This is a genomic window from Actinomadura meridiana (assembly GCF_039537545.1).
Classification (GTDB): domain Bacteria; phylum Actinomycetota; class Actinomycetes; order Streptosporangiales; family Streptosporangiaceae; genus Spirillospora; species Spirillospora meridiana.
The window spans coordinates 99777-122586 of the sequence record NZ_BAABAS010000018.1 but is presented as its reverse complement, the minus strand read 5'-3'; the positions used below and the strand labels follow the sequence as shown (position 1 = coordinate 122586).

16 protein-coding genes, 1 other RNA gene and 1 pseudogene are annotated in these 22810 nt (G+C 73.0%); 10 read left to right on the top strand and 8 right to left on the bottom strand.

Going from position 1 to position 22810, the window contains the following annotated elements; translation table 11 throughout:
* Positions 1 to 95 precede the first annotated feature (95 nt).
* The 4 genes from ABD808_RS24750 to ABD808_RS24735 are packed head-to-tail and all read left to right on the top strand — an operon-like array spanning position 96 to position 9355.
* Complete coding sequence (locus ABD808_RS24750) at positions 96 to 3929, top strand: SDR family NAD(P)-dependent oxidoreductase (RefSeq protein WP_344900722.1); 3834 nt, start codon at positions 96 to 98, stop codon at positions 3927 to 3929.
* A complete protein-coding gene (locus ABD808_RS24745) occupies positions 3926 to 7669 on the top strand; it encodes a beta-ketoacyl synthase N-terminal-like domain-containing protein (RefSeq protein WP_344900719.1) in 3744 nt (1247 codons plus the stop codon). Before ABD808_RS24750 ends, ABD808_RS24745 begins: the two co-directional genes overlap by 4 nt.
* Complete coding sequence (locus ABD808_RS24740; RefSeq protein ID WP_344900717.1) at positions 7666 to 8913, top strand: glycosyltransferase; 1248 nt, start codon at positions 7666 to 7668, stop codon at positions 8911 to 8913. The genes ABD808_RS24745 and ABD808_RS24740 overlap by 4 nt, the downstream gene beginning before the upstream one ends.
* Before the next feature lie 40 nt (positions 8914 to 8953).
* Positions 8954 to 9355, top strand: coding sequence for a hypothetical protein (locus ABD808_RS24735; protein ID WP_344900715.1), 402 nt, complete (start codon positions 8954 to 8956; stop codon positions 9353 to 9355).
* Positions 9356 to 9376: 21 nt separating this feature from the next.
* On the opposite strand, the gene ABD808_RS24730 is transcribed toward ABD808_RS24735, so the two are convergent.
* From ABD808_RS24730 to ABD808_RS24720, 3 genes are read right to left on the bottom strand one after another with little or no spacing between them, the layout of a single operon-like run.
* Positions 9377 to 10057, bottom strand: a complete 681-nt coding sequence (locus ABD808_RS24730) for a DUF1361 domain-containing protein (RefSeq protein WP_344900713.1) — start codon at positions 10055 to 10057, stop codon at positions 9377 to 9379.
* Positions 10054 to 12792 (bottom strand): ATP-binding protein, encoded by a 2739-nt coding sequence (locus ABD808_RS24725; RefSeq protein ID WP_344900711.1) that lies wholly within the window; start codon positions 12790 to 12792, stop codon positions 10054 to 10056. The genes ABD808_RS24730 and ABD808_RS24725 overlap by 4 nt, the downstream gene beginning before the upstream one ends.
* Position 12793: 1 nt before the next feature.
* Positions 12794 to 13648, bottom strand: coding sequence for a hypothetical protein (locus ABD808_RS24720; protein ID WP_344900709.1), 855 nt, complete (start codon positions 13646 to 13648; stop codon positions 12794 to 12796).
* 211 nt (positions 13649 to 13859) lie between these two features.
* Between ABD808_RS24720 and ABD808_RS24715 the strand changes: the two genes are divergently transcribed.
* Positions 13860 to 15971, top strand: coding sequence for a hypothetical protein (locus ABD808_RS24715; protein WP_344900707.1), 2112 nt, complete (start codon positions 13860 to 13862; stop codon positions 15969 to 15971).
* Between the two features lie 2 nt (positions 15972 to 15973).
* On the opposite strand, the gene ABD808_RS24710 is transcribed toward ABD808_RS24715, so the two are convergent.
* The 5 genes and pseudogenes from ABD808_RS24710 to ABD808_RS24695 form a co-directional block, all read right to left on the bottom strand.
* Positions 15974 to 16639: a M48 family metalloprotease gene (locus ABD808_RS24710; protein ID WP_344900705.1), complete on the bottom strand. Its 666-nt coding sequence runs from the start codon at positions 16637 to 16639 to the stop codon at positions 15974 to 15976.
* Positions 16640 to 17278: 639 nt separating this feature from the next.
* Positions 17279 to 17374 (bottom strand): annotated as a pseudogene (locus tag ABD808_RS38595) (DUF2510 domain-containing protein); the annotation flags it as partial.
* Positions 17375 to 17441: 67 nt separating this feature from the next.
* Complete coding sequence (locus ABD808_RS24705; RefSeq protein WP_344900703.1) at positions 17442 to 17840, bottom strand: hypothetical protein; 399 nt, start codon at positions 17838 to 17840, stop codon at positions 17442 to 17444.
* Positions 17841 to 17878: 38 nt separating this feature from the next.
* Complete coding sequence (locus ABD808_RS24700; protein ID WP_344900701.1) at positions 17879 to 18232, bottom strand: DUF6191 domain-containing protein; 354 nt, start codon at positions 18230 to 18232, stop codon at positions 17879 to 17881.
* 47 nt (positions 18233 to 18279) lie between these two features.
* Positions 18280 to 18813 carry a pyridoxamine 5'-phosphate oxidase family protein gene (locus ABD808_RS24695; RefSeq protein WP_344900699.1) on the bottom strand — a complete coding sequence of 178 codons (534 nt, stop codon included), beginning with the start codon at positions 18811 to 18813 and terminating at the stop codon, positions 18280 to 18282.
* A 102-nt stretch (positions 18814 to 18915) separates the two neighbouring features.
* Between ABD808_RS24695 and ABD808_RS24690 the strand changes: the two genes are divergently transcribed.
* The 5 genes from ABD808_RS24690 (at position 18916) to ABD808_RS24670 (ending at position 22807) form a co-directional block, all read left to right on the top strand.
* Positions 18916 to 19728, top strand: coding sequence for a Nif3-like dinuclear metal center hexameric protein (locus ABD808_RS24690; RefSeq protein WP_344900696.1), 813 nt, complete (start codon positions 18916 to 18918; stop codon positions 19726 to 19728).
* Positions 19729 to 19824: 96 nt separating this feature from the next.
* A complete protein-coding gene (locus ABD808_RS24685; RefSeq protein ID WP_344900694.1) occupies positions 19825 to 20568 on the top strand; it encodes a zinc ribbon domain-containing protein in 744 nt (247 codons plus the stop codon).
* Positions 20565 to 21671 (top strand): bifunctional RNase H/acid phosphatase, encoded by a 1107-nt coding sequence (locus ABD808_RS24680; RefSeq protein ID WP_344900692.1) that lies wholly within the window; start codon positions 20565 to 20567, stop codon positions 21669 to 21671. Before ABD808_RS24685 ends, ABD808_RS24680 begins: the two co-directional genes overlap by 4 nt.
* Positions 21672 to 21718: 47 nt before the next feature.
* Positions 21719 to 22112, top strand: an RNA gene (rnpB, locus tag ABD808_RS24675) — RNase P RNA component class A.
* A gap of 467 nt (positions 22113 to 22579) precedes the next feature.
* A complete protein-coding gene (locus ABD808_RS24670; RefSeq protein ID WP_344900690.1) occupies positions 22580 to 22807 on the top strand; it encodes a hypothetical protein in 228 nt (75 codons plus the stop codon).
* Positions 22808 to 22810 lie beyond the last annotated feature (3 nt).

The following is a 22810-nucleotide window of genomic DNA, read 5'->3' as shown; positions in this document are numbered from 1 at the left end:
CTCTCCCGGGTGTGTCGTCAGGGTGATCGGGGGGTCGCCGACCGTAGTGTTGCGCACCGTTGTTGCGAGCCGCACGGGACGTCGGGGGGCAGTGCATGGCGGCGGACGCCGACATCGCGATCATCGGGATGGCCTGCTTGTTTCCCGGCGCCAGTGACGTTGATGGGTACTGGGCCGCCATCGTGGGCGGTGCCGACTCGATCGGCGGGGGCGGTTTCCTGCCCGACGTCCCGTTCGACGCGGCCGCCTACGGCATCGACCCCGGCGGCGTCGAACCGATCCGGCTTCTGGCCCTGGAGGTCGCGGGCCGCGCGCTGCGCGACGCCGGATATGCCGACCGGCCGTTCGACCGCTCCCGAACCTCGGTGATCTTCGGTGCCGGGGGTCCCTGCGCGGGTGGGATCACGAGTGTGATCGCTGACCGGCTCGATCTGGGTGGCGTCGGGTACAGCGTGGACGCCGATGGGGTCGCGTCGCTCGCCGCGCTGGACGCGGCCTGCAAGGAGCTGCTCGTGGGCTCCAGCGACCTGGTGTTGTGCGGGGGCGCCGAGCTGCGCGACGGTGGCGAGGATCATCTGCCGCCGTCCGGACACTGCGCGATGTTCGACGGGATCGCGGACGACGTCGTGTCCGGCGAGGGCGTCGCGTGCGTCGCGCTGAAGCGCCTCGCGGACGCCGAACGCGACGGCGACCGGATCTACGCGGTCGTCGCGGCGGTCGCCGGGGCCGGTGGCGAGGCGCGGTGCCGGGCCGTCGGCCGCGCGTACGAGCGCGCGGGTGTCGCGCCCGCGTCGGTCGGTCTCGTCGAGGCGCATGAAGGCGGTGATCAGGCCGCCCTGGGCTCTGCTTTCGCGGACGCCGCTCCGGGCAGTGTCGCGTTTGGGTCCGTCGCCGCGCAGATCGGGGACACCGGGTGCGCCGCCGGGCTCGCGGGCCTCATCAAGACGGCGTACGCGCTGTACGCGGGCGTGCTGCCCGGCGCGCCGCGAGACTTCGGGTGGACGCCCGGCGGCCCGTTCGCGTTCGGTGGCTCCGCGCGGCCCTGGGCTGTCCCGGCCGGTGAACGGTATGCGGGGCTGAATGGGGCGGGGGACGGGGGCGTGGGCTTCCACGCCGTCCTGTCGGGGTACGGGGGCGCGCCCGAGCCGGTGTCGGGGCTCGCCGAATGGCCTGCCGAGCTGTTCCTGATCCGGGCGGCGGACCAGTCGGCCGCCCGCGCCGAACTCGGCCGTCTGGCTGTGCTCCTGGACGGGGCGCCCCGGCTCCGCGATCTCGCGCGGACGGCGGCCGCCCTCGGCGGGCCCCTCCAGGTGGCGTTCGTCGCGACCGGGCCGGACGACCTGCGGCTCAAGCTGGACCTCGCCGGGCGGTTCCGTCCGGCGCCGGGCGTGTTCGTCCCGCAGCCGTCGGGTGAGCCGGGCCAGGTCGCGTTCCTGTTCCCGGGGCAGGGCTGCGAGCGGCCCGCCATGCACGCCGACCTCTTCGTCGCGTTTCCCCGGCTTCAGCGGCTGCTCCGCCTCGCCGGTGGACGGTACGCGAAAGCGATGTTCCCGCCCGCCGCGTCCACCCCCGACGAGGCGTGCCGTCAGCGGGCCGAGCTGGCTGATCCGCGTGTCGCGCAGCCCGCGCTCGGTATCGCCGGGCTGGCCGTCCACCGCCTGCTCACCGCTCTCGGCGTCCACCCTGATCTCGCCGGTGGCCACGGGCACGGCGAGCTGACCGCGCTGTGCGCCGCCGGTGTTCTCGACGACGGTGACATGGTCGACCTCGGCGCCGCCCGCGCCGACGCGGTCCTGGCCGCCGCCGGTGCGGACCCGGGCGGGATGGCGGCGGTCGCCGCGTCCCTCCGCGATGTTCGGGCGGTGCTCGACGGCCTGTCGGAGATCGTCGTCGCGGGCCACGACGCGCCCCGCCGGGTCATGATCTCCGGGACGTCCGCGGGGCTCGACCGTGCGTTGGGCGCGCTGTCCGCCGCAGGGCTGCCCGCCGAGCGCGTTCCGGCGGCGTGCGCGTTGCACAGCCCGGTCGTCGCGGCGGCGGCGGCCGAGCTGCGCGCCGATCTGCTGCGCCGTGACCTGCGGTCACCGGCCTTCCCCGTCTGGTCGAACACGACCGCCGCCCCCTACGGGACGGACCCAGCCGCGCTGGCCGCCGCGTTCGCCGGTCAGGTGTCGGCCCCGGTCCGCTTCGCCGAACAGATCGAGACGATGTACGGCGCGGGGGCCCGCGTCTTCGTCGAGACGGGCCCCGGGGACGTCCTGACCGGGCTTGTCGGGCAGATCCTCGGTGAGCGGCCGCACACGGCTGTGAGCTGCGACGTTCCCGGCGAGAACGGCGTCGTTCGCCTTCTGCGCGCGCTTGGCGAACTCGCCGCCGCCGGGGTTCCTGTCGACCCGCCGTCACTCTTCGCGGGACGCGGCGCCCGCGTCCGCTCCGGCGATTCGCGGGCGCCCGGCTGGGTGATCAACGAGCGTCGTCCGGTTGAACGGGCCCAGGACGACGGTCCGCGTGTCACGACGGCCGCCGTTCTCGACTATCTGCGCGCGGGCCGCGAAGTGCTCGCCGCACAGCGCGCGGTGATCCTCCGCCATCTCGGCGCGGTGAGGCCGCCCGTGCCCGCGCCCCGGCCCGTCCAGCGGGGCGAGACCGTCCGCGCGCCGCGTCCCGCCGCTACGACGGACAGGCAGGTGTGGCCGCGCGCCGAAAGATGCGAGGTCGTCCGGCAGGTGCCACGGGTCGTGGAGCTGGACGCGCTGCCACCGCCACCGGAATCGGGCACGGTGTTCGCCGGACGCCATTTCCACATCGTCGACGACGAATGCGGCATCGCGCCCGAACTCGCCCGCATGCTCGGACGCCTCGGAGCCCAGGTCAGGACCCTGCCCGAAACCGACGGCGCCTGCGACGGGCTGATCCAGCTTGCGGCGTTGCGTCCGGCGGCGGCCCCGGTGCTGCCGGGGATGTACGAGGGCGTCCGGCGCGCGCTGGCGGGTGGGCTGCGCTGGCTCGCCGTCGCCAGCGGGGCCGGTGGGACGTTCGGACGGCGCTTCGAGGGCGGCGGCGCCGGAGATCCGGCACCGGGCGCGGGCCTGCCGGGCTTGGCGCGGACGGTCGCGCTGGAGCATCCCGAGGTGCTGGTGCGGGCGGTGGACGTCGACACGGAGGCCACCCCACGGGCGATCGCGCAGCGGATCCTCGCCGAGGTGCTGAACGCCGACGGACCGATCGTCGTCGGGCACGGCAACGGCCAGCGGTACGGGATGAGCCTCGTCCCGGCGGAACTGGACGGCGAGCCCGAGCCGCCCGTGGGCCCGGACGGCGTCGTGCTCCTCACCGGCGGCGCGTGCGACGTCACCGCGCGGATCGCCCGCGAACTGGCCCGGACGACCCGCTGCCACGTGGAGGTCATGGGACGAGAAGGCGAGACCGAACGGACCCTGGCGATGGTGCGGGAGCACGCGGCGTCCGTCCGGTACCACGCGGCGGACGTGCGCGACCCGAGGGCCGTGCGCGGCGTCGTCGACGGCGTCTACGCGCGGCACGGGCGGCTCGACGGCGTGGTGCACGGCGCCGGATTCGCCCAGGACCGCGACGCCGGGGACGCGACGCCCGAGTCGTTCGAGAGGGTGTACCGCACGCAGGTGGACGGCGCGTCCGCGCTCGTCCAGGCGGTCCGTCCCGATTTGGGGTTCTTCGCCGTCCTCGCCGGTGCGCCGGGCGACCGTGGACGGGCCGACCGCGCGGCCGCCGACGACGCCTGCGGCACCCTCGCGAACGTGTGGCGGACCAGGCTGCGCGGCCGCGTCGTCGTCACCGCCTGGGGCCCGTGGGCCGACGCCGGGACGCCGCCACCCGAAGCCACGGCGCTGCTCCGGGAGATCGCGCACGGCGACGAGACGCAGGTCGTGTTCGCGGGGGGCGACCGGTGAGCGAGAACCGGGAGCCGATCGCGATCGTCGGCGCGGGCGCGGTGTTCCCCGGCGCCGGGTCGGCGGCCGAACTGTGGCACAACGTCCTGACCGGGGTCGACGCGATCACCGATGTGCCCGCCGCCCGCTGGGATCCCGCGCTCTACTACGACGCCGACGCCTACGAACGCCCTCCGGAAAGCGACCGGTTCTACTGCAAGCGGGGCGGGTTCGTCGACGAGGTGGCCACATTCGACCCCACACGGTTCGGGATCGCCCCGGCGGCGGTGCCCGGCATGGAACCCGACCAACTGCTCGCGCTGCGGGCGGCGGGGGACGCGATCGTGGACGCGGGCGGCGCCGAACGGCTGCCCGACCGGTCGCGCGTCGGCGTGGTCATCGGGCGGGGCGGCTATCTCACGGCGGGTGCGGCGCGGTTCGACCAGCGGGTCCGGACGGCCCACCAGGTCGCGGAGGTCCTCGCCGAACTGGTCCCGGAACTCGGGGAACGGCGGCTGGACGAGATCCGCCGGGCGTTCCGCGACCGTCTCGACCCGGACGGGCCTGGCGACCCGTCCGGGCTGGTTCCGAGCCTCGCCGCCGCCCGCATCGCCGACCGGTTCGACCTGCGCGGCCCCGCCTACACGCTGGACGCCGCGTGCGCGTCGGCGCTGCTGGCGGTCGAGCACGCCGTGCGGGCGCTGCGCAGCGGACAGGTCGACGCGATGCTGGCGGGCGCCGTCCACCACGCGCAGCACGCGACGGTCTGGGGGATGTTCACGCAGATGCGTGCGCTGAGCCCGACCGGGACGATCCGTCCGTTCGACCGGGCCGCAGACGGGACGCTTCTCGCCGAGGGCACCGGAATCGTCCTGCTCAAACGGCTGTCGGACGCCGAACGCGGCGGAGACCACGTGTACGCGGTCATCCTCGGCGCGGGATCGGCCAGCGACGGGCGCGCCGCTGCGGACCCGGGGCCGCTCATGGCCGGGCAGGTCCTCGCGGTCGAGCGGGCCTGGCGCGCGGCGGGTCTCGACCCGGCCGAGCCGGGCGCGGTCGGGCTGGTCGAGGCGCACGGCGCCGCGACACCGGCGGGCGACGCGGCCGAGCTGGCGACCCTGCGCCGCGTCTTCGGGACCGGCGGGCCGCCGATCGGGCTCGGCACCGTCAAGTCGATGATCGGACACGCGATGCCCGCCGCCGGGATCGCCGGACTCATCAAGGCCGCGTGCGCGCTGCGCGACGGCGTCCTGCCGCCGACGCTGCATGTGGACGATCCGCATCCGGCGCTGGCGGACGGCAGGCTCCGGCCGGTCCGGGAGGCCGCCGAGTGGGAGCGGCATGGCGGCCCGCGCCGCGCCGTCGTCAACGCCTTCGGATTCGGCGGCGCGAACGCGCACGTGATCCTGGAGGAGCCCCCGCCGAACGCCGCCCGCCGCACACGACGCCCCAGCCCCAGCACCGCGACGCCAGACGAGGGCGTCCTGCGGCTGGCCGCCCGAACCAAGGATGAGCTGGCCGTCCTGCTGGGCGTGCCCGACGAGGACCTGCTGGCGCGGACGTCTGAGGATGTCCCCGACCTCCCGTGTCGTCTCGCCGTGGTCGCACCCACGCCGCGCAGGCTCGATCTGGCGCGGGCGGTCGTCCAGAGCGGCACCGCTTGGCGGGGCCGTAGCGATGTGTGGTTCTCGCCCCGTCCGCTGCTGGCCGACGGCGGGCGCGTGGCGTTCCTGCTCCCCTGGACGGCGATCGTCGCCACCGGCCCGTGTGACGCAGCCGCGATCGAGGAGACCGTCCGGGACCTCGACCGCAAGGTCCCTGACGTTCCCGGCCCGGAGCCTGACCGGTTCGGCGAGCTGATCGACGAGCTGTACCGTGCCGAGCGCGTGCGGGTGTTCGTGCAGGTCGGCCCAGAGAACCTTGTGGGCCTGGTGGCCGACGCGCTCGGAGACCGTGACCACCTCGTCGTGGCCGCGGGCACGCCGGAACAGGGCGGAACGTCGCAACTCAGGCGCGTCATGGCCGCGCTGTGGGCCGAGGGGCACGGCGCGTCGCCGTCCCCGTCCGTGGGCGTGCGGCTCGACCTTGGCACCCCGCTGGTCAGGCTGGACGGCGCCGTCCCGCCCCTGCGGCTCGCGTCCGAAACCGTGGCGGGGCCCGCGTCGGAGGTCTCGGCGCTCACGGCCGACGATCTCGTCATGGCCGAGCTGGACGCGCTCCTCAGCGACGCGGCGAACGGGGCGCAGGCCGTCCTGGACGCGCTCGGCGATCGTCCCCCAGCACCGCCCGGCCGCGCCGAGGAGGCACCGGACGCGGGCGCGACGCCCGTGGCGGTGGAGCCGATCGTGCCCCACGTCTTCTCGCTCGACACCATGCCCTACCTGGAGGACTACTGCGTCTTCCCCCAGGCGCCCGGCTGGACCGACATGTCGGACAGGTTTCCGATCGTTCCGCTGGCCACGCTGCTGGACGTGCTGGCCGGCGCGGCACGCGGCCTGCTGCCCGGCATGGTGGTCATCGGGTTCGAGAAAGTCCGCGCCGTCCGCTGGATCACGGCGGCCCCGCCGACCACCGCCGACATCCGCACGCACCTCGTTGAGGAACACGACCGTCCGCGCAGGGTCAAAGTCGTCGTCCAAGGCCATGCGGACGGGACGGTGCTCCTCGCCGACCACCACCCGACGCCCCCGGCCCCGGACCGCACCCCGTTGACCGTCGAAGGCCCGCCGATCGTCACCGCCGAACGGCTCTACGAGGAACGCTGGATGTTTCATGGCCCGCGCTTCCAGGGGATCACCGAGATCACGGCTCTCGCGGAGGACGGCGTCCGCGCGCTGCTGACCGCACTCCCCGCGCCGGGCGCGCTCCTGGACAGCGCCGGGCAACTGTGCGGCCACTGGATCCAGGTGTACGGCGACACCAACCAGACCGTGTTCCCAGTAGCGGTCGAGCGGCTCTCCCTATACGGCCCGCTCCCGTCGCCAGGCGAACGCTTGGTGACGACCGTCTGGAACCAGTCGTTGACCGACACGACCATGCGGTGCTCAGCCGAACTCGTCCACGAGGACGGGACGGTGTGGGCGCGCATCGACGGATGGACAACGCACCGCTTCTACACGGACGAAGCCCTCTGGCGGATGAAGTTCACCGCCGAGGTGTCGGGAACGGGCGAACCGCAACCGGGCGGCTGGTGCCTGGCCCGCAGACGCTGGGACGGCACCGCGTCACGCGACCTCCTCATGCGCCAGTACCTTTGCGCTGGTGAACGCGCCGAGTACGAAGCACTTCCACCCTTCGCGCAAGGCCCGTGGCTGCTCGGACGCATCGCCGCCAAGGACGCCGTCCGCGACCACCTGTGGCGTAACGGTCACGGGCCCCTGTTCCCCGCCGAACTCACCGTCCACGAAGGGCCGACCGTGACGGGCCCGTTCGACGAGCCGCTCACCATCTCCATCGCCTCGGACGCCGAACTGGGCGTCGCCCTCGTGAGAACGGGCCGCGAACCGACCGGCATCGGCCTCGCCCAGAACGAGAAGGGCGCACGGCTCCGCGCGGCGGAACAGGCGGTTCTCCAGGCGACGGAGCCCGGATCGGGCCGTTCGGAACCGGTCGTGACCGTCGCCGACGCCGAGCGGCTCCTCATCGCCGCGCACGGAACGGTCACGACGGTCGAGACACGCGAGATCGACGGGCACGTCGTGGCCTGGACGGTCGCGGACGGCGGCCCGGACACGACGGACATGGAGGAGACCCGCACATGACCCGGACGAGCACCCGCCGCCGCCAGGTCCCGTCCCTGCTCGACGACCCGCGCATCCGCCGCGCGAAGGTGCCGGAACGCCGGTTCCTGTTCGCCGTCCCGCCGCTGACCGGGCATGTCGCCCCGGCGGCCGGGGTCGCCGCCGAACTGGCCCGCCGGGGCCACAAGGTCGCCTGGACGGGCCACCGGGCGTCCCTCGAACCGCGGCTGCGTCCCGGTTCCCGCGTCTACGACTCCGTCGACGGCGCGTTCGGGACGCGCCTGCCCGGCATCCACCGCGACTGGTCGGACCTCAGCGGCCTCGCCGCCCTGCGCTTCCACTGGGAGGAGTTCGTCGTCCCGCTCGGCCACGCGATGATGGCGGGCGTAGGGAAGGCGATCGACCGGTTCCGCCCGGACGTCGTCGTCGCCGACCAGCTCGCCCTCGCCGCCCCCGTCGCCGCCCGGCACAGCGAGATCCCCTGGGCCACGGCGGCGGCGACACCGGCGGAGTTCACCCGCCCGCTCGCCGGGGAGCCGGAGACCGAGGAGTGGGTCCGCGACCAGATCGGCGGCTTCCAGCTCGACCACGGCATCGACGAGCTGCTCGACCTGCGCTTCTCCGACCGTCTGGTGCTGGTGTTCTCCACCGGCGCCCTCATCGGGGACGTCTCGTTCTTCCCGGGCCATTTCGCCTTCGTCGGGCCCGCGCTCGGCCGTCCCGCACCGGGCGCGTTCCCCTGGGACCTGCTGGACGGCCGTCCGTCCGTGCTTGTCTCACTCGGCTCGGTGGACGGGCCGTCCGCCCAACGGTTCCTCGGCACGGCGGTCGAGGCCGTCCGCGACCTGGACGTCCAGGCGATCGTCGTCGCACCGCCGGGCACGCTCACCGACCCGCCGCCGAACGTGCTCGTCCGCGACCGCGTCCCGCCGCTCAAGCTGCTCGAACACGTGTCGGCGGTCGTGTGTCCCGGCGACCACTCCACGGTCTGCGAGGCCCTCGCGCGTGGAGTGCCGCTGGTCGTGGCGCCGGTCCGGGGCGACGAACCGGTCATCGCCCGCCGGGTGGAGGCCGCGGGCGCCGGTGTCGCCGTCCCGTTCGCCGACGCCCGCCCGGACGACCTACGGGCCGCGCTCGCCGCCGTCATCGCGGACGGCCCCCATCGCGCCGCCGCCGGACGCGTCCGCGACTCCTTCGCCGAGGCGGGAGGCGCCACGGAGGCCGCCGACCGCCTGGAAACATTGCGCGGGTCCGGTTCGGGGTGAGCGGTCCATCTCCGTGCGGTTTCTCTGTATGGTGCACGGCATGTCAGGAAAGAAGATCAGCCCGGTTTTCATCATCTTCTGCGCGGTCGGCCTTCTGATCATCGCGTTCGCGCTTTTCGCCACCTTCGTGGCGGGGTCGAAGGTGGACGATCCCGATGAGAACAAGGGCGAGATCCAGTTGCAGCTGGCGTCGATGCTCAACTTCATCCTCATCGGCATGTCGCTGATCCTCGTCGGCCTCGGTTTCCAGCACGCGTCCGGTCCGAACACGACTCCGGCCGCGCTCCCGGGGCAGACGCCGGGGTACCAGTACGGGCAGCCCGCTCAGCAGCAGTACCAGTACCAGGTGCCCCAGCAGCAGCACCAGACCCCACAGCATCAAGCACAGCAGCCCGGTCAGCAGTGGGGCCAGCAGCCCCCGGGAGCACCGCCCGCCCAGTAACAGCGGACAACTCCCGGAACGTCAGCGCGGGGCAGGCCGGGACGTGACGGTCGCGTGCAGGCGCCGGACGCTCCGGACGGTCGCGTCGAACGACGCCTCGGCGATGGCCCTGGTCATGAAGTGGCACAGCCAGGTCACCGCGAAGGTGCCGAGGATCAGCACGGGCGCCCACGTCCACGTCAGCTGGACGACGATCCGTTCGGCGGCGGCGTGCGGATCGACGACGGGCTCCCAGCTGTTGAGGCGGGCCCAGCGTCCGAGGAAGATGCCGACGGAGCACAGGGCGTGCGCGGCGATCGTGACGCGCCCCTGCCAGGCGCCGAGGCCGACGCGGGCGAGGTGCCGGAGCGCCGCGCCGAGAGCCAGGTAGTAGGCCAGGAAACCGGACCCGATGAGCAGCGCGTAGACGGGCAGAATGGCCGTCACCACCGGGCCGCCCTTGTCGGCCGCCACGATGTCCGTGCGGAGATGGACCAGATCGGTCACCACGTACGGAGCGTTGGGCAGGAAGAGCACGAAAAGGACGAGCCCGCCCCACCAGAATGGTGACCGGGACAGTTGCCGACCGCGAAAGAGCGCCCAGGCCAGTGCCACCGGTATCCAGGCCAGAAGGGTGTTCCAGCCCATCCACCACATGTCACGGCGGAGGACATCGACCAGATTCGGCGCCACCTGCTCCAGAACCCCCATGATCTCCATCATGCATGAGAATCGTCGTCCGGTGTGGTGACGAAGGGTGCCAGCAGCCCGGCGGTGTCGCCGAATCCGGCCGTGGCCGCACGGAAACGGTCGGGCCAGTCGGTGTCGGTGCGGAGCGCGCCCACGGCGGTTTCGATGGCCGAAGGGGTTCCTCCCCAGAGCACGGTGGAACGCGCGTGCTGGTCGCGTTGGTCGCGTTCCCACCACGCGGTGACATGACCGAGCTGGTCGGCCAGCGCGTCACCGGGAATGGTCCTCCGGTAGTGGGACGCCCATTCGTCGCTACGAGGATGCCTGCCCGCGTCAGGGGTCGCCTGGTGTGATTGCTGGAGTTCCTCCAGGACGAGGCACCAGCGGTAAGGGGCCGCGAAGTATTCGGACTCGTCGCCGGTGCAGGGCCCTTCGTGAAGGACCGCGACGAGATGGACGGCGAGCCCGGGTGGCGCGCCGCGCGTGGCCACGGCCTCGTCGACCGCGTGCGACAGGGCGCACTCGCGCAGGCGCGGGGACAGGCCGTCCAGCATGGAGGCGTCCAGCTTCGGAGGGCCCCAGCCGGTCAGGTGCGCGACCGTGGCCAGTTCCGCCCACAGAACCAGTTCCGGACGGTCGGCCACCACGCGCTGGGCCGTCCGCATGTCGCGGAGGGTGCAGGGGGTGTCGCGACAGTCCGTCCCGCAGGTTCCGCTCCGGGGGCTCACAAGCGCGCGCGGGGACGCGACCGGCGCGTCCTTCTCCAGGTGCGTCCCGTCCGGCATGCGGACCAGATGCGGGTAGTCCATGCCGTCGGTGAACACCGCGCCCTCGCCGGGCGTGAGCGTCACCAGGAACTGCGACTGGGCGTCGGTGATGTTCATCGTGGCGCCGACCGCGTCCCGGTCGTCCTTCGCGGGCAGCCGGTGGACGATCTTGACGGCGGTGTTCTTGATGACGTCCGGGACGAGCTTGGACGGGATCTGCTCCGCCACGATCAGCCCCTCCCCGTACGCGCGGATCTCCGCGAGGAGGCTCGCGAACGTCTCGACCGCGTGCGACCCGGGCCCGGCCTGCTCGCTGCGGCGCAGCAGCCGGTGCGCCTCCTCGAACACGCTCAGATGGCGCAGCCCGGCGCCGCCGTCCCGCCGCTGCCGCATCCGCAGGTGCTCCACGAGCCGGACCAGGACCGTGCCCATGAGGAACGCCTTGTCGCGGTCGTCTCCGACGTCCTCGATCTCCAGGACGACGTTGCGCGCCAGCAGCGCGTCGAAGTCGATCGGATGGCCGCCCTCGAAGAACCGTCCCGTCGTGCCGAGCCGGAGGCTGGACAGCCGGACCCGGATGAACCCGCGCACATTGTCGGTGATCTCCTGCCCGTAGCCGATCTCCGTGACGACCTGCTCGGCGGCGGCCTGGAGATCGGCGAGCGCCGGGTAGCGCGGCGCCGTGCCGGGGCGGGACGGCTCGCCGAGCGCGAGGTCCCAGCCGAGCCGCTCGTAGCAGCGGGTCAGCGCCGCCGACAGCACCTGCGGGAACGGCTCCTCCGCGTCGAACGCGGCCAGGAACAGCGCGCGGACGAGATCGGCGTGCGTCTGGAGCGGGAACGGCCGCCCGTCCGGGCCCGTCGCCGGTTCGAGCGGGTTGATCCCGGCGGCGATCGCCTCGGTGTCGCCGGGCCGGATCGCGATCACCTCGGCGTCCGGCAGCCGCGCCGCCATCATCCGGTACTCGGCCTTCGCGGGCTCCACGACCAGCCACGGCAGCCCGGCGCGCGACGCCTCCGCCAGCAGCGCCCGGACGGTCTGCGACTTGCCCGCGCCCGTCGCGCCGCACACGAACGTGTGCCGGTTCAGACTGGACAGCGGCACCGACATGGGCCCGACGTCGCGGCGATCGCGGTCCAGGACCCGGCCGAGGCCGACACCCTCGTCCCCCGACTCGGGCGTCACGTCGAACTCGGGCCGCATCACGAACCTGACCCCGGCGACCTCCCGCACCGGCGGACGCGCGACAGCCGCCACCAGTTGCGTGCTCGCCTCGAACGGACCCGCCGCCCCGGGCACCAGGGCGTACGGCAGCCCGCCGAGATCGGCCGACGCGCACACCAGCGCCGCGACCCGCGCCGCCTCCCGCGCGGTCTCCGCGCCCGCCATCAGACGCACCCGCCACAGCCCCGACGTCGCGGCCTGGCGTAACTCGCGGTGCCGCCGCTCCATGCGGACGGCCGCGACCGACTCCTCCGGCGACAGTTCCGCCATCGACCGGGCGCGCTGTTGCCGGTCGGCGAGGTCGTCGGCGATGCGTCCCGCCTCGTCCGGGGCGATCGGTTCGGCGACCAGCAGCCAGGCGAACGGTCGCGTCCATACCGACAGGAGACCGTCTTCTAAGGACGGCCTGGCGGGTTCGGCGGGGGAGTCGTCTTCGAGTAGGCCATCGGTGATGGCGCCGATGCTCACCCAGTGCGGCATGGAATCGCGGGCGATCCCGTCCGGGACGGGCACGCCGCGTCCGCCCGCCGGGAGGCTCAGCGTCGCGTACTTCCCGTCGGTGTCGGCGAGGAGGCCGTCCCCGCCGACGAACACCTCCGTGGGACCGGACGCCCGCGCCCGCCGCCACCCGACCAGCGCCGGGTCGCCGCCCGCGTGGTACGCCGAGACGAGGGCGGCGAGCCGCTGGTCGCGCCACTCGTCGCGGCCGTCCGTCCCGTCCGGGCGGGGCACCTCCAGCAGGCGGCACACCGGGAGGCCGCGCACCACGTCCCACATGTCAGCCGTTCTCGCCCTCCGGCTCGACGACGATCCAGGCGTCGTCGCGGGGGCCCACGCCCTCCGACAGGGTCAGCGTGCGGCCGGTGGCGTCCTCCCAGCGCCTCGACCAGTCGTGCAGCGCCGGGGCCGCCCGCTCCAGGTCGTGGAACCGACCGGAGAGATCCGCGGTCGCGATGCCGAACTCGTAGCCGTCCGGCTCTTCGGCGATGCCCAGCTTGTACATGCTGTCGAAGAACGGCGCGATCGGACTGGGCCGCTCGCGGGAGAACCCGGCCGTCCGGTATTTCGCGACGGCCTTGTCGGCCCGCCGCAGCCGTTCGTCGTCCGACATGCCACGGTTCCGCCGAATGACCCTGGACCGCAATTCATTCTCGTTCTGGGGAAACCATTTCATTTGATCACTCGAACAGAACCGCGCACCCGGACCCCGAAGGCGGACTTCGGCGTCGCCGCAACCATCAGAGGTCAATGCGGCGCGCAGTTCGGCGACGCATCTGTCCCATTGCTCGGGACGAAAACCGAGCGGCGAACGTCGGGTGTGCATGTCCCATGCCTGCTCCGGGGTGACGTCGGCGAACGCGAACTCGCGCTCGGAGAACGAGAACCCGGAATGGTCGGTCACCTGCGGAAACCGTGTCCACTCGGGCTGCACCGGCTCAGGCGTCGGCTCAGGCACCGGCTCCGGTAGCGGGCGGCGGTCGGAACCGCCGGTGGCGCGGGCGGCGGCCCGGCTCGCGGCCCGCGACGGAGCGCCCTCGGCGCCGGGCCGGTCGGGCGGCGGCGCGGACGCCCGCTCCGCGCCGGGCGCCGCACGGTCGATTCTCCTTGCGCTCCCATCCCGATCCACGGCCATGGCCAGTCAGGCTATTGAGCAAGACGCCCGATGGGAAGGCCGAAACCGCGCGGAGGGCCTGACAAGTCCTGTGTCAATCTGCTTGGGTGGTTTGCGCATCGCCGCGCAGCCCCCCGCAGACTCGCGTGCCGATTGACCCGGAATCCGAACAGAACGGGAGTTCAGCGTCGTGAGGGGTGGACCCGTCGAGCACGGAGGGCCGCGGACGCGCGTGGAACGGCTTTTCAGCCCCGATCCCCGCCTCGGCTGGGTGTTCCGGGACCGCTGGTGGTTCCTGCGTCCCTTCGCCGAGGCGCCGCCGCACCAGCGGGCGCTGCCGGAGTACCTGGCCCGCCGCGTCACCGAGACCGAACGGCTCGCGCACCGCCACCTGAGCCGGACGCTGCCGATGAGCCTGACCGCCGCCGCCCTCCTGGTGGTCCTCGCCGCCTGCGGGGCCGCCGCGTCCACGATCCCGAGCGGGGTCCCGCTCGGGATGCTGGTTCTCGGCGGGATCGTCGCTTCGCCCGGCGCGGTGCTGGCGACCTGGTCCGTCCGGCAGCGGCAGAGCGCCCGGCAGGCCCACGACCTGGCCCAACGGCAGAACGCGAACGGCTATCAGGACCAGTCCCGCCAGTGGCGGGCGCGCAGACAGGCGCACGACGCCGCCGAACGCGTCCGGCTGGACGCGCTGCCCGAATGGGGCGCCGTCCCGCGTCCGGCCCGCCGCCTGGACGTGTTCGGCGGGACGCTGTGGGCGTGGGAGGCGCTGCTCACCACCTACGGGACGTCGACCCTCGCCGTCCAGCCGCTGCTCGTGCTGGACCTGTCCCGCGAGGTCGTCAGCCGGGAACTGGCCGAACTGTCGCGGGAGGCGCGAATGGCGGTGGACGTGCAGTTACTCCCGAGCCGCCAGCCGTCGGCCCGCCTGCTGACCGACCTGCCGCCGCAGGACCTCGTGGACGCGATCGTCGAGTCCATGCACGGCGGCACACCCGACGCCGCACGCGCCGAGCGCAGCATGGACGACCGGATCCTCACCACCGTGTGCGGCGCGCTCGGCGACGACGTCACCCTCGGTCGGATCGCCGCGTCGCTCCGCGCTCTGATGGGCGAACCAGACGACGGTGACGCCCTGACCCGCGATGAGCGGCGGCGCATAGGGAACGAACTGTTCACCGTGGAGTACCGTCGCCAGGCGCATGCGAACTTGTCGCGGATCGAGTCCTACGTGCATCCGCTGGAGAGCCTCGGTACCGAACCGGCGAAAGTCGACGGCCCGGGCTACCTGACGTGCATCGCATTGGACAGTCAGGCCCGCAACGTCCGGTCCGAACTGCTCACCGACCTGATCGTGCAGTGGGTCACGCATCGCATCACCGCGTCCCAGGACGCCACGCCCGCGCTCATCGTCGCCGGGGCGGACGAGCTGGCCCGCCGCCACCTGGAACGCCTCTCGGACGCCTGCGAACGGCGCGGCGTGCCGCTGACCCTGCTGTTCCGGCGGCTGCGCGAAACCTCGGCGGAGATGATCGGCGGCGGGGCCGTCGCGTTCATGCGGCTCGGCAACCACGAGGACGCGTCCCGGGCCGCCGACTTCATCGGACGCGAACACCGGTTCGTCTTGTCGCAGATCACCAAGAACATCGGCGGGAACGAGTCGCACACGTCCACCGACACCGAGGGCGAGTCCGACTCGGAGACCCTGAGCAGCAGCCGGACGACGGGCACGTCCAGCAACTGGGGGACGAACCAGTCGTCAGGCACCAACTACTCCGGCGGCGAAATGTTCGGGATGTTCCCCGACCGCTCCACGTCCCACCAGCGCGGACGCAACCGGGGCGGCTCCACCAGCAGCAGCGACACCGAGGGGACCGCCACGTCCACCTCACGCAACTGGTCGGCCGCCTACGCCTACGCCGAAGGCACCAACTGGAGCGACGCCGACACGACGCAGCGTGTCTACGAGTACGCCGTCGAACCCGTCTCGCTCCAGCACCTCCCCGACCACGCCCTCCTGCTCGTCGAGTCGGCGCCCGGCGGCGGACGGACCCTCACGCCCGTCGAGTGCGACCCGTCCATCATCACGCTGGACCGCGTCGCCACCGGGGCCCTCCCGGAACCTCCGCCACAAGCCGCCCTCCCCGCTCCCGGCCAGCCCACCCCATGGGCCACACCCACCGCACCCCAATGGGCCGCACAACCCGCGCCGCCCCCACCCCGCGCACCACTCACACCCGACCCCGGCGCGCCACCCGACCACCGATCGGGCCCGCGCGGAAACCCACCGCACCGTCCACCCGGCGAGGGCGGCCCACCACCCCTCTTCGGCGGTCACGGCTGAACTCAGCCCAGCCTGCGACGCAACCCCTCGGCCCGCCGAATCAACGGAAGCGGCATCCTCTTCGCAGGATCGGTGCCGTCGATATGGTGCTCGACCGCCGCCACAAGATCGGCACCAAGCCCCATCCGGACGGCCGCCGCGTCCGCCCGCGACTCCGGCCGTCCCGCGACCATGCGCCCGGCCATCAGCACCACCCGCGCGACCAACGCGGGCACCACCACCACGACCGTTACCGCCATCGCGACCAAAGCCATCAGGAAAACACCCAAGAACCCGATCGGCCTGTGCCATGCCACGGCCCGCTTCCACAACGAAACAACCAGGGACCACGGCGTGCGAAGCGTCCACGCCAACGCCCGTCCCGGCACCGTCACCTGCACCCGCACGAACGCCGGACCCGCCCGCCAACCAAGCGAATGCCCCAACTCATGGGCGAGCACCCCGGCCAATCGCGCCGGAGGCAACGACCGCGCCGCATGGGACGTGACCGCGACCGTCCGCCCGAACGGCGCGCAAGCGTTCAACTCATTCGACTCGACGACCAACAGCCGATACACACCACCGCCCGCCCGCCGCTGAACCTCCCGCCACGGCATCTCCACCCGCGCCCGCTCCTCCGCAGTCGGCTCCCGATACCCGTACACGGCCCGAGCCCCCAGCGGAGCCACCAACAAGACACCCCAAACAACCAACGGCAATACCGCACCCCAAACCGTCCACCCCACGCCCACCCCAACAGCAAGCACCACGACGACCAGACCCTCCACCCCAACAACAACACCCACCGCCACCCGCCGCCGCCCACCCCCACCTCGCGGAACGTCCTCCGACCGCCCCGCAGGCAGATAAAGCCGCCCACCCGAACCAGGCGGCGTCCCCTGAGAAGCCCCCACCGCCCGCGCCGCCCCAGCCGCAGGCGACGACACACCCCCAAGCGGCGCAGTCCGGGGCGATGCGGGCCCGCGCGGCGTGGATCGGGCCGCCACTGAGCCGGACGGCGCAGACCCGGGCGGCCCAGGCCGAGGTTGCACGGGCCGAGAGGATGCGGGCTGGGGCGGCACACGTCCGTGTGGTGCGGGCCCAGGTGGTCCGGGCCGAGATGACACAGGGCGAGGTGGCGCCGAATCGGGCGGCACGGCCGGGGTCGGCGAGGCGACGGGCGGCGCAGGTCTGGGCAGGGCGGATCGCGGCGGCGCGGGACGGGATCCGGCGGAATTGGGCTGCGCCGGTGCGGGTGGAGCAGGGCGCGGCTGCGCAGGTCGGGGTGGTGTGGGTGGGGGGTTGGGGCGGTGGCGGGCTTGGCCCTCGTAGGGGCGGGAGTGGTCTGTCCAGGTTTGGCCGTTCCAGTAGCGTTCGCGGCCCATCAGCTCCGGGTCTGGGTACCAGCCGGGTGGTGCGCTCACCGGACTCCGCCTCCCGTCGGGTGAGGTCAAGGTTTGCGCACGTCGCGACTCAGCGTCAACGGGACGGTCACAGCTTGGGGGTGAAGGGGCGCCGATGGGTGGGGTCGTCCGGTTCGGCGAGGCCGCGCAGGGCCGTCTCGACCAGTTCGATGCCCTGGAGGAGGGTGACGAGGCGGGCGCCCTCGCGGCGGTAGGTGTCCAGGACGGACTCGATGCCGTGCGGCGGGACGACGCCGCCGAGGTCGACGCGGGCCGTGCGGAAACCCTCGCGGGCCGCCTCGACGGACGCGCCGACATGGTGGCGGGCCATCCGAGCGAGGGCGAGGGGGTAGCGGCGCAGCACGCCGTAGCGCCGGTACTCGGGAGGGACGAGTTCCAGCAGCCAGGCGAGGGCGGTGTCCTCGAAGCGGTCGGAGCCCGGCGGGTGCACCTGCGAGGGCCAGCCGGGCGGAACGTGGGTGCTCACCAGCGCAGAATAACCCGAAGTCGAACCTGTGTTCGAAGTCAGTCGGGGCGGGGAGCGTCGCGGCGGATGCGGATCTTGCCCGAGGCGAGGTCGTCGCGCACGGAGCCGGAGCCGCCCGCCTGCTCGTGGTCGTCCTCGCGGAGCAGCCGCTGCCGCTCCTGCTCCTCGACCTTGACCCGCTTCGAGCCCTCGAACACGGACGCGAGGTCTTCGAACATGCCGCCGCCGAAGCCCGCGCCGGTCTTCCCGTCGCCGCGGATGGCGCCCATCATGGTCGACTTGCCGGTCCCGTCGCGGGGCCATTCGACGGTCTCGTGCTCGGCCGGCTGCTCAGGGCGGTTGCCCATGGGACGGCCCTTGACGCGCTTGCGGCGACGAAAGGGTGACTTCACACAGTCTCCAACGCGGTGAGTCTCCGAATTGATCCCCCGGAGGACGGTCAGGTGGCGAACGACCACCGGGTCGGGGAGCCGGTGAAGTCTCCCTGGTGGAGCCCGAACGCCTGCTGTGGCCGCACCGCGACGGTCGCGTTCACCTCGGGGTCCAGGAAGTCCACACGATATCGGGTGGAGTACTTGGAGTTGACCAGGTCGATGAACCGTTGCAGGTCGCGCTTCTCGGTGAGGATCTCCGCGTGCCCCTCGATGACGACGGGTTCCTCGGCCTCCTCGGTCGTCACGACGACCTGCGGGTTCGCCCGCAGGTTCGCCATCTTGCGGGACGGGACGCTGCTGCTGAACAGCAGGGCCGCACCGTCCCAGGCGCCCCACACCGGCATCGCGTGCGGGCGTCCGTCCGGCCGCACGGTGCAGAGCCAGAAGTTGCGCGTGGCGCGCAGCCGTTCCACGGCCCACGACCACGGGAGCAGGCCGGTGCCCTCGTCCGGCCCCTGCACGCCGTAGCCGGGCATGTGCGGGCGTCGCGCGGTGGGTTCGGCGGGCTCCGGTTCCGCGGCGGCGGCGGAAGCCGACATGGCATACTCCTCTCGGTCGTGGTGCCCCCGCCCATCGTTTCAGACCCGGGCACCTTCGGGTGACGCTCGTTGCCGGGTGCTCGGCGCGATAGCCTGCGGGACGTGCGTCTATCCCATGTCATCGCGGTGCTCGAGGAGCTCTACCCGCCGTCGTGGGCCGAGCCGTGGGACGCCGTCGGGCTCGTCTGCGGCGACCCCGACCAGGAGGTCCGCCGGGTGCTGTTCGCGGTCGATCCGGTGGCCGCCGTGGTCGACGAGGCACTGGAATGGGACGCCGATCTGGTCGTGACGCACCATCCGCTGTTCCTGCGCGGGGTGCACTCGGTGGCCGCGACCACGCCGAAGGGCCGTCTCGTCCACCGGGTGATCGTGAACGGGGTGGCGCTGCACACCGCGCACACCAACGCCGATCGCGCCGACCCGGGCGTGTCGGACGCGCTGGCGCGGGCGGTCGGCCTCATCGGGCCGCTGCTTCCCATGCTCCCGGCCGATGACGACCCCCGCCGCGGGCTCGGCCGGATCGGCGAGCTGGACGCGCCGCTCACGCTGCGGGACTTCACCGACCGGGTCGCCGCGGGGCTGCCGTCCACCGCGTGGGGGGTCCGCGCGGCGGGCGACCCGGACCGTCCCGTCCGCACCGTCGCCGTGTGCGGGGGCGCGGGCGACTCGCTGCTCGACACCGCGAGGGCCGCCGGTGTCGACGTCTACCTCACCGCCGACCTGCGGCACCACCCCGCGTCGGAGTTCGCCGAGCACGGCGGGCCCGCCCTGGTGGACGCCGCGCACTGGGCGACGGAGTGGCCCTGGCTCGCCACCGCCGAACGGTCCCTGACCGCGGCCTCGGCGGAGGCGGGCAAGCTGGAGACACGGGTGTCCACGCTCGTCACCGACGCGTGGCGCCATCACGCCGGATGATCCTTGAGCAGGAGTCGATTTGAGTCAAACACCGCCGGAGTCCGTCGTGTACCCAGGGGACCGTGAGGGATCGGCCGTCCGTACGGGAGGTTCTCGGTGAAAGCCGCACCGCAGGCCCAGATCCGCCTGATCGACCTGCAGGAGCTCGACACCTCGCTGGACCGGCTGGCGCACCGCCGCCGGACGCTCGCGGAGCTGGCGGAGATCGAGCGGCTGGAGGGCCGCCTCACCGAGCTGCGCGACGCGATCGTCGCCGCCGAGACGGAGGTCGGCGATCTGCAGCGGGAGCAGAAGAAGGCCGAGCAGGACGTCGAGCAGGTCCGCACCCGCGCCGACCGCGACCAGCAGCGGCTCGACTCCGGGCAGGTGACCTCCGCCAAGGACCTCGGCAGCCTCCAGGCGGAGATCGAGTCGCTGCACCGCCGCCAGTCCGACCTGGAGGAGGTCGTGCTGGAGATCATGGAGCGCAGCGAGCAGGCGGAGGGCAGGGTCGCGGCGCTGCGCGCCGACCGGTCCGCCGCGCAGGACGAGCTGACCGGCGTCGCCGGGAACCGCGACGCCGCCGAGCGGGAGATCGACGACGAGGCCGGGACGACCACCGCCGCCCGCACGGCCGTCGCCAAGGACGTCCCCGACGAGCTGCTCGCCCTCTACGAGAAGCTGCGCGGCCAGTTCGGCGGCGTCGGCGCGGCGAAGCTGTACCGGGGCGCGTGCCAGGGCTGCCACCTGGCGCTCAACACCGTCGACCTGAACCGGATCCGGACGGCGGCCGACGACGAGGTCATCCGCTGCGAGGAGTGCCGCCGCATCCTCGTCCGGACCCCCGAGTCGGGCCTGTGACCTCGCGCAGGCTGGCCATCGAGGCGGACGGCGGGTCGCGCGGCAACCCCGGCCCGGCCGGGTACGGGGCGGTCGTCCGCGACGCGCTCACCGGGGAGGTCCTCGCGGAGGTCGCCGAGTCGATCGGGCACGCCACCAACAACGTGGCCGAGTACCGGGGCCTGATCGCCGGGCTGGAGGCGGCCGCCGCGATCGACCCGTCCGCCCGCGTCGAGGCCCGGATGGACTCCAAGCTCGTCGTGGAGCAGATGTCCGGACGCTGGAAGATCAAGCACCCGGACATGATCCCGCTGGCCATGCGGGCCCGCGACCTGGCGGCGGGCCTCGGCTCGGTGACCTACGGCTGGATCCCGCGAAACCGCAACGCCCACGCCGACCGGCTCGCCAACGAGGCCATGGACGCGGCGGCGCGCGGCGAGCACTGGGTCCGCCGCGAGGAGACCCCCGAGGAGCCGCAACCCCCGCCCTCCTTCACCACGACACCCTCCGCGACCCCGCTGACGACGATTCTGCTGCGGCACGGCGAGACGCCGCTGTCGACCGACAGGCGCTTCGCCGGGACGGGCGACATCCCGCTCACCCCGAACGGCGTGGCCCAGGCCCGCGCCGCCGCCCTCGTGCTGAAGGACCGCGGCCTCGACGCGATCGTCACGTCCCCGCTGTCCCGCTGCCGCGACACCGCCGCCGAGGTCGGCGCCGCCACCGGCCTGGACGTCCGCGTCGAGGACGGCATCCGCGAGACCGACTTCGGCGCGTGGGAGGGCCTCACGTTCGGCGAGGCGGCCGAGAAGTGGCCCGCCGAGATGACGGCATGGCTGGCCGACCCGGCCGCCGCGCCGCCCGGCGGGGAGAGCTTCACGCACGTGTCCCGCCGCGTCGGAACCGCCCTGGACAAACTAAGGGTCCGCTACCGCGAGCAAAAGGTCCTGGTGGTCTCGCACGTCACGCCCATCAAGCTTCTGGTGAAGGAGGCCTTGGGCGCGCCGATATCGGCCCTGTACCGGATGCACCTGGACGTGGGGGCCATTTCCACCATCGACTGGTATGCCGATGGCCCCGCGACCCTTCGCGCCTACAACGACGTCCACCATCTGGAGACCTGAGCGGAACAACCGCCCCGCGCGACCCGCTAACCTTGGAGGACGGCGGACGAGCCGGCCGGACGGCCGCGTCGGGGAGCGATTCCCGTCGAGGAAAGTCCGGGCTCCACAGGGCAGGGTGGTCGGTAACGCCGACCCGGGGCGACCCGCGGGAAAGTGCCACAGAAAGCAGACCGCCGCCGGTACGCCCGGCGGTAAGGGTGAAACGGTGAGGTAAGAGCTCACCAGCGCCCACGGTGACGTGGGCGGCTCGGTAAACCCCACCCGGAGCAAGGTCAAGAAGGGGCCCGCCAGGGCTCCGCGCAGGTGTCTGAGGGCTGCTCGCCCGAGCCTGCGGGTAGACCGCTGGAGGCCGCCGGCAACGGCGGTCCGAGATGGATGGCCGTCACCCGTCGCCCTCCGGGGCGACGGGCACAAAACCCGGCTTACAGGCCGACTCGTCCGCCCTCCCCGCCCCTGATCCAAAGGCCAGGACGGCCCGTCGGAAAGGGCCTTCACGCCTGCAATGGGCGGCGCGCCGATAGACGGTTCTAGGCGTGGATTTCCTGCGTTTGGATTACCGGCACCGGTAAAGCCGAAACTGCGATGATCATGGTGCTCGCCGCCGTAATTCTGACTGTGCCGACAATGGCCCCGATGAGTCCTTCCTGACAGGTGGGACGTCGCGTCCCCCACCCCGGGGCCCACGTGGGAGCGCCCTTGTGGCATCGGCGCGTCCGGCCGCGTCCTCGACCTCGGCGCCGCCCGGCGCGCCGTTCTGAGACCGGGGGTGGAGGGGCATGCGGCTCAACTTGATTGGGGCACATGACACAGAAGGTTCGAAACGGCGCGCTTACCGTTCGAGTAAGAGCTGATCGCCTTGATCGGTGACGACGCGGGGCCGGTGCTGAGCCCCGTGGAGAGGAGCACTGATGATCGTCATCGCGTTCGTGGCCCTCGTGCTCGTCGGGGTGCTGACAGGTTTCGTGTACCTGTGGGACTTCTCGCGCGCCAGCCGGTGCGACGCGCTGTTCCTGCCGGCGTCGGATCGGCGCGCCCGACGTGCGCGCCGGGTGACGGGGATGTACGTCCGTGACACCACGCGCGACCAGGAGTTCGTCCCGCTGGCCGATGACCGCGGCGGAGCCCTGGCGGAGTGACCT

Bases quoted from the DNA above. Each gene is read 5' to 3' on its own strand.
- ABD808_RS24720 (WP_344900709.1), bottom strand. From the start codon at position 13,648: ATGGCCGTGGATCGGGATGGGAGCGCAAGGAGAATCGACCGTGCGGCG.
- ABD808_RS24735 (WP_344900715.1), top strand. From the start codon at position 8,954: ATGTCAGGAAAGAAGATCAGCCCGGTTTTCATCATCTTCTGCGCGGTC.
- ABD808_RS24750 (WP_344900722.1), top strand. From the start codon at position 96: ATGGCGGCGGACGCCGACATCGCGATCATCGGGATGGCCTGCTTGTTT.
- ABD808_RS24725 (WP_344900711.1), bottom strand. From the start codon at position 12,792: ATGTGGGACGTGGTGCGCGGCCTCCCGGTGTGCCGCCTGCTGGAGGTG.
- ABD808_RS24670 (WP_344900690.1), top strand. From the start codon at position 22,580: ATGATCGTCATCGCGTTCGTGGCCCTCGTGCTCGTCGGGGTGCTGACA.
- ABD808_RS24740 (WP_344900717.1), top strand. From the start codon at position 7,666: ATGACCCGGACGAGCACCCGCCGCCGCCAGGTCCCGTCCCTGCTCGAC.
- ABD808_RS24730 (WP_344900713.1), bottom strand. From the start codon at position 10,057: ATGATGGAGATCATGGGGGTTCTGGAGCAGGTGGCGCCGAATCTGGTC.
- ABD808_RS24695 (WP_344900699.1), bottom strand. From the start codon at position 18,813: ATGTCGGCTTCCGCCGCCGCCGCGGAACCGGAGCCCGCCGAACCCACC.